The organism is Neisseria sp. DTU_2020_1000833_1_SI_GRL_NUU_006 (genome assembly GCA_032388755.1).
Classification (GTDB): Bacteria; Pseudomonadota; Gammaproteobacteria; order Burkholderiales; family Neisseriaceae; genus Neisseria; species Neisseria sicca_C.
The window spans coordinates 1,424,758-1,437,669 of sequence record CP135593.1 but is presented as its reverse complement, the minus strand read 5'-3'; the positions used below and the strand labels follow the sequence as shown (position 1 = coordinate 1,437,669).

The following is a 12,912-nucleotide window of genomic DNA, read 5'->3' as shown; positions in this document are numbered from 1 at the left end:
TGAACGCTCACCCCGCCTTCGCTGCGCTGCCGAACGCCTGAATAATCGGCTCCAGCAGCGCGTGTTTCGTTTTCAATGCGGCTTTGTTGACCACCAGACGGCTGGAAATATCGACAACGTGTTCGACCGCTTCCAAACCGTTTGCCTTAAGCGTGTTGCCGGTGGAGACCAAATCGACGATGGCGTCGCTCAGGCCGACCAGCGGCGCAAGCTCCATCGAGCCGTAAAGTTTGATGATGTCAACGTGTACGCCTTTGCCGGCGAAATGCTCGGCGGCGATGTTGGGGTATTTCGTCGCAATGCGCAGGCGGCTGCCGGGCTGCGAGGCGGCGGCGTAGTCGAAACCTTTGCGCACGGCGACCATCATGCGGCATTCGGCGATGTGCAAATCCAGCGGCTGGTAAAGCCCGCTGCCGCCGTGTTCGATCAAAACGTCTTTACCCGCGATGCCGAAGTCTGCCGCGCCGTATTGGACGTAAGTCGGCACGTCGGTGGCGCGGACGATGACGAGTCGGATGTTTTCATGGTTGGTGCCGATAATCAGTTTGCGCGATTTCTCGGGAGCTTCGGCGGGAACAATGCCCGCCGCTGCCAAAAGCGGCAACGTTTCTTCAAAGATGCGTCCTTTGGACAGGGCGATGGTCAGTGTGTTTTCAGTCATTGTTGTTGTGTGCTGTCAGACTTTTAACCCGTACCAAGCAGGCGGTCTGACTTTCTCCATTGTATAGTGGATTAACTTTAAACCAGTACGGCGTTGCCTCGCCTTAGCTCAAAGAGAACGATTCTCTAAGGTGCTGAAGCACCAAGTGAATCGGTTCCGTAATATCTGTACTGTCTGCGGCTTCGTCGCCTTGTCCTGATTTAGTTAATCCACTATATGTTTCAGATGGGAAAAAGGTCGTCTGAAAACCGCAACCGGCATTCAGACGACCCCATGTGGATCAAAGCAGTTTCTTGATGTCGGCGGCAATGGTTGCCGGTTCGCTGCCGTAAGGCGAGAAAATCGCCACTTCGCCGTTTTTGTCGATCAGATACGCGCCGGAAGAGTGGTCAACCAAATAGTTTTCGCTGTCTTCCTTCTGAACCACTTTGGAGGAAACCACGCGGTATTGCTGTTTGATGACCGGCAGGCTTTGGTCGCCTGTCGCAGTCAGACCGATAAATTCAGGATTGAACTGCTTGACGTATTTGCTGATGACTTCAGGCGTGTCGCGCTCGGGGTCGATGCTGACGAACACTACTTTCACATCTTTCGCCTGATCGCCCAATTGTTTCAATGTGTCGCTGTAAGTCAGCAATTCGGTCGGGCAAACGTCGGGGCAGTGTGTATAGCCGAAGGACAGGATCACGACTTTGCCTTTCAGGTCGCTTAAGCTGAACGGCTTGCCGTCGCCGTCGGTCAGCGTGAAATCGCCGCCGATGTCTTCTTTACGCATATCCGTTCCCGGACCTTGCGGTTTAGGAGCGGCAGCAGCATTAAGCGAGGTCGTCGTTTCAGGAGAAGAAGCAGGCGTTGCGGCTGGGGCGGACGCTGTTGAAGAAGCGGCTGAAGCAGTCGCGGGATTTTGTTCCGGCGTTTTGGCTTCAGGTTTGCAGGCAGCAAGTGCGGTAAGGGCGAATGCGCCCAAAATGGCGGTACGGATTGCAGTAGGCATCATAAAAATTCTCCAATGCGGGTATGGTGTGTGAACGTCGTCTGAAAATAAAAAATGAAACGAACGCCGCCATCTTAGCGCGTTTGCAACATTTAATATAGCGGTTTATGCCATTTTTCGGCTGAAAATGAATGATGTTTGATATAAGTGGAAAGAGTAGGGCGCGTCGGGAACAAAATAAAATAAATTTAATGTTTTTAAAAATCAAAAATATAAGCAATATATCTGCAAAAAAGGAAAGATTTTGCTTTACAAGCCCGAATACGCCGCTATAATAGCGACTTCTTCACCAGCCCAGGTGGCGAAATTGGTAGACGCAGGGGACTCAAAATCCCCCTCCGCAAGGTGTGTCGGTTCGAGTCCGACCCTGGGCACCACAACCGCTTTTAGAGCGGTTATTTTTTTGTCTATCACAGTCTAACGCCGTAAACCAAAGCCAAGACAGATAAGGCTTTCCGCTGGTTTCGGTGTCCATTTATCATCTAATCCCGCCTAATCCATCCTAATTGAAGTAACCGTTTTCAGGGGTATGATTTGGGGTTTCTGAAATAACCCCGAAAATATATCCCTAAAAATGCCCCTGAATGTCCGTCAATAAAGTAATCTCGGGTTAGAGTTGTATCTAAATGAAATCTTTTAATTTCAAAAGATTGTTAGGCTTTTCAACTTAATTTGTCTTTCTTGTCTTCTGATGCGGCAGATATGGAAAAGGTCGTCTGAAAACCACTTTTCATGGTTTTCAGACGACCTTTTATTTACAACGGCAAATTACAGCGAGCGGGCGACTTCGACGATGTCGAAGCATTCCAGTTGGTCGCCTTCCATAATTTCGTTGTAGCCTTTGATCATCAAGCCGCACTCGAAGCCCATACGGACTTCTTTGACATCGTCTTTGTAGCGTTTCAAAGAAGACAGTTCGCCGGTGTGGATGACCACGTTGTTGCGGATAAGGCGAATATGGGAGTCGCGCTTGACCACGCCGTCGGTAACCATACAGCCTGCAATATTGCCGACTTTGGATACGCTGATGACCTGACGGATTTCGACCATACCGGTAACCTGCTCTTTCTCTTCCGGCGCCAACATGCCGCTCATGGCTGCTTTGACGTCGTCGATGGCATCGTAAATGATGTTGTAGTAGCGGATTTCCACGTTTTCATTTTCAGCAAGTTTGCGCGAAGAAGCATCTGCGCGCACGTTAAAGCCGATGATGAACGCGCCTGAAGCGATGGCAAGGTTAACGTCCGATTCGGTAATGCCGCCCACGCCGCTGTGCAATACGTTCACTTTCACTTCGTCGGTAGACAGTTTTTTCAGGCTGCCCGCCAAAGCTTCGTAAGAACCTTGTACGTCTGCTTTGATGATGACTGACAAGGATTGGGCTTGATTTTCGCCCATGTTGTTGAACATATTTTCCAGCTTCGCCGCCTGCTGTTTGGCAAGGCGTACGTCGCGGTATTTGCCTTGGCGGAAGAGCGCGATTTCGCGGGCTTTTTTCTCATCCGCCAACACCATTGCGTCTTCACCGGCGTTCGGTACGTCGGACAAGCCGAGGATTTCGACCGGAATAGACGGGCCGGCTTCGTTGACGGCTTTACCGTTTTCATCAACCATCGCGCGGATTTTACCGAACGCAGTACCGGCCAGCAGCATATCGCCTTTTTTCAGCGTACCGCTTTGCACCAAGAGGGTGGCAACCGCGCCGCGGCCTTTGTCCAAACGTGCCTCAACGATGATGCCTTTGGCAGGTGCATCGACAGGGGCGGTCAGTTCCAAAACTTCGGCTTCAAGCAATACGGCTTCGAGCAACGCGTCGATATTAATGCCTTTTTTGGCGGAAACGTCGATAAATTGTACATCACCACCCCATTCGTCCGGCACGACTTCGTGCGCGGTTAACTCTTGGCGGATGCGCTCGGGGTTGGCAGCTTCTTTATCGATTTTGTTGACGGCAACCACCATCGGTACGCCCGCTGCTTTAGCGTGGGCAATGGCTTCGATGGTTTGCGGCATCACGCCGTCGTCAGCTGCGACCACGAGAATCACGATGTCGGTTGCTTTCGCACCGCGCGCGCGCATGGCGGTAAACGCTTCGTGACCCGGGGTATCCAAGAAGGTAATCACGCCGCGCGGGGTTTCAACGTGGTATGCGCCGATGTGCTGGGTAATGCCGCCTGCTTCGCCTTGTACCACTTTGGCGCGGCGGATGTAGTCCAGCAGTGAGGTTTTACCGTGGTCGACGTGACCCATCACGGTAACGACCGGCGGACGCGGCAATGCTTCGGCTTCCACAGCTTCCACGCCTTCATCCAAGAATGCTTCGGGATCGTCGGCGGCAGCAGGTTTGCCGATGTGGCCAAGTTCTTCCACCACAATCAGGGCGGTGTCTTGGTCGATGGATTGGTTGATGGTGACCATCATGCCCATTTTCATCAGGGCTTTGACCACTTCCACGCCTTTGACTGCCATTTTGTGCGCCAAATCGGCAACGGTAATGGTTTCGGGAACCAAGACTTCGTGAACGACAGGCTCGGTCGGTGCTTGGAAGGCGTGTTGGTTCGGCTCGAGTTTGAGTTTCTTGCCTTTTTTACCGCTGCGTACGCGCTCGTCGTCGCCGTTGCGCGCATTGCGGTCGCGTCCGCCTTTGCCGCCTTTACCTTTGGCGTTGCGGCCTTGGTTGTCATCGTCGCGGTTGTGGCGGTCTTCTTTTTTCGCACGGGCAGGATTGGCGGCTTTGCCTTCTGCGGGCGCGGCTTTGGCTTTTTCGGCAGGCTTGCGCTGCTCGGCAGCTTTGGCTTCGGCTGCGGGCTTGGCTTGCTGATCAGCCTGTTGTTTCATGGCTTCGCGGCGCGCCTGACGTTCTTGTTTTTCTTTCAACAAGGCTTCTTGATGGGCGCGTAAAGCGGCGGCGCGGCGTGCTTCTTCGTCGCGTTGCGCTTGCTCTTCCGCGCTGACCACAGGTTGCGGAGCGGCAGGGGCAGCGGGTTTGGTTGCTTTTTTCGCGTCTTTGCCTTTATTGCCTTTGTCTTGTTTAGGCTTGGCTTTGCCTTCGGCAGGTTTTTCAGACGACCTTTGAGCAGGTTTGTCTTCAGCCTGAACTGCTTGTGCAGCAGGTTCTGCCGGTTTATCGTCGGCTTTGCTTTCAGCTGCTTTCACGTCGGCAGGTTTTTCAGCCACTTCAACAGGTTTCGCTTCTTCCGCTTTGGCTTTCGGCTCGGCTTTTGCCGCTTTGGCAGCCTTCAACTTCGCAGCTTCCGCTTCGGCTTTCGCGCGCGCTTCGGCACGGGCGGCGGCCTCAGCTTCGGCTTTCGCCTGTTCTGCGGCTTGGTCTTTCGCTTCAACCTGCTCGGCTTTTTGCGCTTCAGCTACTGCTTTGGCTTTAGCTTCAGCGGCAAGCTCTTCCGGTGAAGGAATCGTTACGGAACGGCCGCGTTTGCGTTCGACTTTGACGCCGCTGACAGTGCTGACTTCGGTTTTTTTGCGGCGGATACTGATGGTTCCGCCGTCATTGCCGTTTTTCTTTTTCAGATAGGCGTTCAGCAGTTGTTTGTCGTCCAGCGTCAGGGAATCGCTGCCGCTGCTTTTATTGACACCGGCTTCTTTCAGTTGTTTCAGCAAATCATCGACGGGGCGTTTCAGTTCGGCGGCAAATTGTTCTACGGTTGTGTTACTCATCTGTACCCCCATTAGTTCTCTTCAGTAAACCAGTGTTCGCGGGCGGCAAGAATCACTTTTTTCGCCGCTTCTTCATCTACACCGGTTATTTCAATCAGTTCGTCAACGGCCAGTTCCGCCAGGTCGTCGCGGGTGGTTACGCCGGCTTCCGCCAGTTTGCGGAGCATATCGGAATCTACGCCGTCCAGATTGCGCATGTCGTCTGAAACTTCTTCCAGCTTCTCTTCGGACGCAATCGCCATGGTCAGAATCGCATCACGCGCGCGGTTACGCAGGGTTTCGACGATTTCTTCGTCAAAGCCTTCGATGGCAAGCAATTCGGCAGCCGGAACGTAAGCGACTTCTTCCAGCGTGGCAAAACCTTCTTCAACTAAAATATCGGCGGTTTCGTCGTCGATGTTCAGATGCGCGGTGAAGAGGTCGCGGATGGCTGCGTCTTCGGCAGCGGTGCGTTCGTCCGCTTCTTCGACAGTCATGATGTTCAACTGCCAACCTGTCAAATCGGATGCCAAGCGCACGTTTTGACCGCCGCGGCCGATAGCGAGCGCAAGCTGGTCTTCGGCAACGATCACATCAACCGCGTGTTTGTCTTCGTCAATCACGATGCGGCTGACTTCGGCAGGAGACAGCGCGTTCATCACGAACTCGGCAGTTTCAGACGACCACAGCACCACATCAATGCGCTCGCCTGCCAATTCGTTGCTGACGGCATTCACACGGGAGCCGCGCACGCCGATACAGGTGCCTTGCGGATCGATGCGTTGGTCGTTGGCTTTGACCGCCACTTTCGCACGTTGACCCGGATCGCGCGCCACTTCACGGATTTCCAACAAGCCGTCTGCAATTTCAGGGACTTCCATTTCGTAAAGCTTCGCAAGGAAATCGCCCGAAGTACGGCTGAGGATGACTTGTTTGCGGCCGGTGTTGCCGATTTCGTCCACACGCAAAAACAGCGCGCGGATACGGTCGCCACCGCGGAAGTTTTCACGCGGAATCATTTGTTCGCGCGGAATCAGCGCGTCCAGCTTGCCCGGAACGACTTCGACGATGATGCCGTGGCGCTCTACGCGTTTTACCGTACCGGAAACGATGTCTTCTTTAACGGCCAAGAATTCGTTCAGATTTTGCTCGCGCTCGGCATCGCGGATGCGTTGCAGGATGATTTGTTTGGCGGTTTGCGCGGCTTGGCGGCCAAAGCCTTCGTTCGGCAGCGTTTCTTCGTAGTAATCGCCGATTTGAATGTCGGTACCCGGAATTTCTTCTTGGATTTCTTCGATGGTTTTTTCCAAGTCGGGATAGGTGTAATCCTCGTCGGCAACAATCAACCAGCGGCGGTAAGTATGATATTCGCCGGTATCGCGGTCGATTTCGACGCGCACATCCATGTGCTCGCGGTCGGCTTTTTTCTTGGCTGCGGTAGAAAGGGCAAATTCCAATGCTTGGAACACCACTTCCGCTTCAACGTTTTTCTCGCTTGCCAACGCTTCGGCAAGTTGCAACATTTCGCGACTCATTTTTTAGAATCTCCAATATCAAGTTTTAAAATTTAAATTCGGGGCGCAGGCGGGCTTTATCGATATTATCCAAGCCGATTTGCGCGGTTTTGCCGTCGAAAGAGAGCGTTACGGTATCGTTTTCACAACCCTCGATGTGGCCGATAAAATTCTTTTGTCCGTCAACCGGCAGGCGGGTTTTGATTTTTGCCTGTTGTCCCGCAAAGCGCACGAAATCGGCGGCTTTTTTCAGAGGCCGGTCAAGGCCGGGGCTGGAAATTTCCAGATTTTTATAATCGATGTCTTCCACCATGAACACGCGGCTCAAATGATTGCTGACGGTCGCGCAGTCTTCGACGGTGATACCGCCTTCCTTATCGATGAACACGCGCAGCGTGCCTTGCGCAGTCAGCTCGAAATCGACCAGTTCGTAGCCCAAACCCGGCAGGGTTTTTTCGAGAATTGTTTGAATATCCATGAATCTCCCGGAGTACATAAACAAAAAAATGGCCCCGTGGCCATTTTTCGTCAAAATTGAAAAATTGGCTTATTATAACCGCTTTCCACTCAAAAGAAAAGCGTTGATTTATCGCGGCTTTTTTCAGACGACCTCATAGAATGAATATGCTTGACAGCATAAAACCAAGCTTAAAATTGTTGACAAAAACGGTCGTCTGAAAAATCGCCATTAAATCTTACCCATTGATAATCATCATTTTATTTTCAACATTTCTTTTTCAGACGACCCCATTTTCCTGCCATACGGCTTGCACGAAGCACGCCGTCATTCTAAAATCCAAAGCTGTTATCATCGAAACAAAAAGGCATTGCCATGTCCGCCCGCCCCATCTACAACTTTTCCGCAGGTCCCGCCGTCCTGCCCGAAGCCGTATTGCGTACCGCGCAGCAAGAAATGCTCGACTACAACGGCACAGGCTTCCCCGTTATGGCAATGAGCCACCGTTCGGAAATGTTCCTCAGCATCCTCCATCACGCCGAACAAGACTTGCGTACGCTGCTGAACATTCCTTCCAACTACAAAATCCTATTCCTGCAAGGCGGCGCGACCACGCAATTCAACATGGTTGCGATGAACCTGGCACATGGCTTCCCGTCTGCCGACGCAGTGGTAACGGGCAACTGGAGCCGCATCGCCTACGAACAAATGAGCCGCTTGACCGATGCCGAAATCCGACTGGCTGCGCACGGCGGCGAACAATTCGACTATACCGCCCTGCCACCCGTCGAAACTTGGGACATAGACAAAAACTCCGCCTTCGTCCACTTCGCCATCAATGAAACCGTCAACGGTCTGCAATACCAAACCGTTCCCAAACTTTCAGACGACCTGCCGCCGCTCGTTTGCGATATGTCCAGCGAAATCCTCTCGCGCGAGTTTGACGTTTCCGACTACGGGCTGATTTACGCGGGCGCACAAAAAAACATCGGTCCCGCCGGCGCAACCGTCGTCATCATCCGCGAAGACCTGCTCGACCGCCGCCCCGACAGCATTCCCGACGTCTTCAACTACCGCTCCCACCTCAACCGCGACGGCATGTACAACACCCCGTCCACCTACGCCATTTATATGTCCGGTTTAGTGTTCCGCTGGCTGCTGACGCAAGGCGGCGTGAAGAAAATCGAAGCCGTCAACAACATCAAAGCCCAAACGCTTTACGACGCCATCGACGGCAGCGGCGGCTTCTACATCAACCGAATCCGCCCCGATGCCCGCTCGAAAATGAACGTCGTCTTCCAAACCGCCTCAGCCGAACTCGACCGCCGCTTTGTCCTCGAAGCCGAACTGCAAGGCTTGTGCCTGCTCAAAGGCTACAAAACCGTCGGCGGTATGCGCGCCAGCATCTACAACGCCATGCCGCTCGAAGGCGTACAGGCTTTGGCGGACTTTATGAGCGATTTCCAACGGCGTTACGGCTAAGGGTTTTATTTCTATATATAAAGGTCATCTGAAAATTTGCCGCGCTTGTTTTCAGACGACCTCTATATTGGAGGCGGCAGATTAACGGCTTCTATTTATATAGAGTAAATTTATGTAATGATGTTGGCACCTGTCGCATTGCTCTGCCTTTCAGCCGCATTTTCAAACATGGTGTTTCAATTCGCTTTGTGCTATAAAATCCGCTGTTTTAACTGGTTCGAAAGAAAAAAATGGACGCTTTACAACTTCTCACCACACGTCGTTCATCTAAAAAACTGACTGCTCCCGCGCCGAACGCAGAACAACTGGAAGCGATGCTTCAAGCCGCTACGCAGGTTCCCGATCACGGCAATATGCGTCCGTTCCGCTTCACTGTCATTCAAAGCGCGGAAGGATTGCAACGTTTCCGCGAAATTTTGTGCCGGACCGTTACCGAATTGAATTTTGGCGACGATGTTATGAGAAAGGCTGAGCGGGTGGGCAGTATGGCTCCGATGGTTATCGGCGTAACTTTTGCGCCTAATCGCGAAGTGGCGAAGCCCAAACCCGAATGGGAACAGATGTTGAGCGCGGGCTGTGCCGCCTACGGGTTGCAGCTTGCCGCTTCCGCGCAGGGCTTCGACAACGTGTGGATTACGGGAATGTGGGTCAACAGCCCGCTCTTGCGCGAAGCATTCGGCTGTTCGGATAAAGACAAGATTATCGGGCTGATGATGGTCGGCTCTCCTGTGGAAGAGGGGGGCGGTGCGAAAAATACCGATTTGGAACAATTCGTAACGACTTGGTAAACGGTTTGCAATATAAACAGGTCGTCTGAAAACCACGATTCAGGTTTTCAGACGACCTTTGGTTTTAGCAAAAGCCAAATAGACGGCTGCCTTTTCCGGCTTTGGGCAAAAGGCGTACAATCCGAATTCAAACGAACCGGAACGAATGGAAACGAATCCAGATGAAACCGAAAATACAGAGACACGAACATATCCTCACGCTCGTGCGCGAGCAGCATTTCATGACGGTCGAGCAGCTTGCGGAAGCCTTGGACGTTACCCCGCAGACCATACGCCGCGACATACAGGAATTGAGCGAAACGCGGCAGTTGAAGCGTTACCACGGCGGAGCGTCGGTCGGCGATATTTCCGGCGGCGTGGCGCAAGGCAAGCGAAAACACTGCCAAAATGAAAAAAACGCCATCGCCCGCCTGATTGCTGCCCACATTCCCGACAATTCGTCGCTGTTTATCAGTATAGGCACGACGATGGAAGCCGTTGCCGCCGAGTTGGTCAAGCAGCGTAAAAACCTGCGGATTATCACCAACAATATTTACGTCGCCTCCATCACGTCCGCGCGCACCGACTATACCGTCATCATCACTTCCGGCGTCGTGCGCCCCTTGGACGGCGGGATTACGGGCGTGGCGACGGTCGATTTTATCAATCAGTTTAAAGTCGATTATGCCGTCATGAGTACGCACGGCGTGGAAAACGACGGCTCGCTTTTGGACTATGACTATAAAGAAGTCAGCGTCATGCAGGCGATGATGACCAATGCGCGGGTCAGGTATTTGGGCGTGGACCACAGCAAATTCAACAGCAATGCCTTGGTCAGACTGGGCGACATCGGCTCGTTTGACAAAGTATTTACCGACCGCGTACCGGAAGCCGCCATGCAGAAGGTTTTGGGCGATGCGGGCGTAGAATGGCTGGTTGCCGAACCTGTGCCGCTTTGAGTGCGCCACTATAACGATAGAGTCAAGTCGGGTACAATAAAGCCCTTTTCAGACGACTTTTTATAAATATGTCGTCTGAAACCCAATCCCTTCCCAATAAAGAACCATTATGCTCAATAAAGACCAATTCGCGGACAACCATTTCATCCGCACCATCATCGAAGAAGACTTAAAAAGCGGCAAACACGAAGCCATCCAAACCCGCTTCCCGCCCGAACCCAACGGCTACCTGCACATCGGCCACGCCAAATCCATCTGCCTGAACTTCGGTTTGGCATATATTTACGACGGCTTGTGCAACCTGCGTTTCGACGATACCAACCCTGAAAAAGAAAACGACGAATACGTCAACGCCATCAAAGAAGACGTTGAGTGGTTGGGCTTTCATTGGGCGGGCGAGCCGCGTTTCGCTTCCAATTATTTCGACCAGCTTTACGACTACGCCGTCGGTTTAATCAAAGACGGCAAAGCGTATGTTGATGATTTGACGCCCGAAGAAATGCGTGAATATCGCGGTACGCTGACCGAAGCGGGCAAAAACAGTCCTTACCGCGACCGCAGCGTCGAAGAAAACCTCGACCTGTTCACGCGCATGAAAAACGGCGAATTCCCCGACGGCAGCAAAACCCTGCGCCTGAAAATCGACATGGCATCAGGCAACATCAATATGCGCGACCCCGTCATCTACCGCATCCGCCGCGCCCATCACCACAACACCGGCGACAAATGGTGCATCTACCCGATGTACGACTACACGCATTGCATTTCCGACGCCATCGAAGGCATCACGCATTCCTTGTGTACGCTCGAATTTGAAGCCCACCGCCCGCTGTACGACTGGGTGCTCAATAATATTCCACCAACTGTTTTAATGAGAAAAATTCTAGATAATATAGATAGGATTATGTCGGAAATTAACTCTCTTAGAAGTTTTTTCAATGAAAAGAAACCTGAAAAATTCAAGAATGTTAATGATGATAGAGTATATGTTGAACTAATTAAAAAATTGTTTAGAGCGATTCTAAATCTTGTGTGTACTATTTATTATGATTTATCTGAGTGCATAGAAAAATATAGGAAAAATAATAAAAATTATGTTGATTCTTTGAACTTATCAGAACTTAAGAACTTGGATGAAGATGTCTCTGATACACTTAATAATTTAATTTCAAATGGAAATAAGTTGCGCTTACTAAGTAGTGATAACTATGAAGATCAGAGAATCAACAGCTTACAAAAAGAATTATTAACTGAGATTGAGAAATTTCATCAAGCTGAATCTACTGAAATGTATAATGTTTTAATGCATCAGGTATATATTCCACGATTAGGACAAGACTCTGATGGATTATTTGTTGAGTATGAGCATGAGTATGAGCAATGGAGATCCTCTTTTTCAGGGAATATTCGACGTGATTTTGAAATTTTGTTTTCATTTAATGTGCTGATCAATGAAATTAACAAATTGCGTAGTAAGTTATTTTTTTTGCCACCGCGCCAATACGAGTTTTCCCGTTTAGAGCTTTTGTATTCCATCACCTCCAAACGCAAGCTGAACCAACTGGTTTCAGACGGCCACGTTGCCGGCTGGGACGACCCGCGTATGCCCACCATTTCCGGTATGCGCCGCCGCGGCTACACGCCCGAAGGCCTGCGTCTGTTTGCCAAACGTGCCGGTATTTCCAAATCTGAAAACATCGTCGATATGAGCGTGTTGGAAGGCGCGATTCGCGAAGAGCTGGAAAACTCCGCCCCGCGCCTGATGGCAGTCTTGAACCCGCTCAAAGTGACCCTGACCAACTTTGAAGCCGGCAAAACCCAAAGCCGCCGCGCCGCGTTCCACCCCAATCACGAAGAAATGGGCGAGCGTGAAATCCCCGTGTCCCAAACCATCTACATCGAGGCAGACGACTTTGCCGAAAATCCGCCCAAAGGCTTCAAACGCCTGACCCCGGGCGGCGAAGTACGCCTGCGTCACGGCTATGTCATCAAGTGCGATGAAGTCGTAAAAGACGCGGCAGGCAATGTGGTCGAACTCAAATGCAGCATCGACCATGACACCTTGGGCAAAAATCCCGAAGGCAGAAAAGTCAAAGGCGTGATTCACTGGGTTTCCGCCGAACACGCCGCCGAAATCAAAGTCCGCCTGTATGGCCGCCTCTTTACCGTCGAGCGTCCCGATGCCGTGCGCGGCGAAGACGGCGAATACCTGCCGTTTACCGATTTCCTCAACCCAGAATCCATTAAGGAAATCACCGCCTACGCCGAACCCGCAGCCAAAAACCTGCCCGCCGAAAGCCGTTGGCAGTTTGAACGTTTGGGCTATTTCGTGACCGACCGCAAAGACCACCGCCCCGAGCAGCCCGTGTTCAACCGCACGGTCACGCTGAAAGACTCTTGGCAGCCCAAGTAATCTGTTGGCAA

Annotated in this window: 9 protein-coding genes and 1 tRNA gene; 5 read left to right on the top strand and 5 right to left on the bottom strand. The window is 51.8% G+C overall.

Translation table 11 applies throughout. The features are described 5' to 3' along the window. Nucleotides 1-7: 7 nt before the first annotated feature. Nucleotides 8-661 (bottom strand): ATP phosphoribosyltransferase, encoded by a 654-nt coding sequence (gene hisG, locus RSJ68_06980; GenBank protein ID WNU96214.1) that lies wholly within the window; start codon nt 659-661, stop codon nt 8-10. Between the two features lie 280 nt (nt 662-941). Further along, nucleotides 942-1,658, bottom strand: a complete 717-nt coding sequence (locus tag RSJ68_06975) for an SCO family protein (protein WNU96213.1) — start codon at nt 1,656-1,658, stop codon at nt 942-944. A gap of 289 nt (nt 1,659-1,947) precedes the next feature. Here RSJ68_06975 and RSJ68_06970 point away from each other — a divergent pair. Then, nucleotides 1,948-2,032 (top strand) — tRNA-Leu (locus RSJ68_06970). 391 nt (nt 2,033-2,423) lie between these two features. Here the strand turns inward: RSJ68_06970 and infB are convergent. The 3 genes from infB to rimP are packed head-to-tail and all read right to left on the bottom strand — an operon-like array spanning nt 2,424 to nt 7,301. Beyond that, on the bottom strand, nt 2,424-5,330 hold the full coding sequence (gene infB, locus RSJ68_06965) for a translation initiation factor IF-2 (GenBank protein ID WNU96212.1): 2,907 nt from the start codon (nt 5,328-5,330) through the stop codon (nt 2,424-2,426). A gap of 11 nt (nt 5,331-5,341) precedes the next feature. Continuing rightward, a complete protein-coding gene (gene nusA / locus RSJ68_06960) occupies nt 5,342-6,844 on the bottom strand; it encodes a transcription termination factor NusA (GenBank protein WNU96211.1) in 1,503 nt (500 codons plus the stop codon). A gap of 25 nt (nt 6,845-6,869) precedes the next feature. Beyond that, nucleotides 6,870-7,301 (bottom strand): ribosome maturation factor RimP, encoded by a 432-nt coding sequence (rimP, locus tag RSJ68_06955; protein WNU96210.1) that lies wholly within the window; start codon nt 7,299-7,301, stop codon nt 6,870-6,872. 354 nt (nt 7,302-7,655) lie between these two features. On the opposite strand from rimP, the gene serC reads away from it, so the two are divergent. The 4 genes from serC to RSJ68_06935 all read left to right on the top strand — a co-directional run bounded on the left by serC (nt 7,656) and on the right by RSJ68_06935 (nt 12,901). Then, complete coding sequence (serC, locus tag RSJ68_06950) at nt 7,656-8,762, top strand: phosphoserine transaminase (GenBank protein WNU96209.1); 1,107 nt, start codon at nt 7,656-7,658, stop codon at nt 8,760-8,762. Between the two features lie 230 nt (nt 8,763-8,992). Continuing rightward, entirely contained in the window at nt 8,993-9,550 is a 558-nt protein-coding gene (locus RSJ68_06945; GenBank protein WNU96208.1) for a nitroreductase family protein, read from the top strand. Between the two features lie 161 nt (nt 9,551-9,711). Then, a complete protein-coding gene (locus RSJ68_06940; protein ID WNU96207.1) occupies nt 9,712-10,488 on the top strand; it encodes a DeoR/GlpR family DNA-binding transcription regulator in 777 nt (258 codons plus the stop codon). Between the two features lie 109 nt (nt 10,489-10,597). Continuing rightward, the gene (locus RSJ68_06935) at nt 10,598-12,901 is read left to right on the top strand and encodes a glutamine--tRNA ligase (GenBank protein WNU96206.1); all 2,304 of its coding nucleotides are present in this window, start codon (nt 10,598-10,600) and stop codon (nt 12,899-12,901) included. Nucleotides 12,902-12,912: the final 11 nt, after the last annotated feature.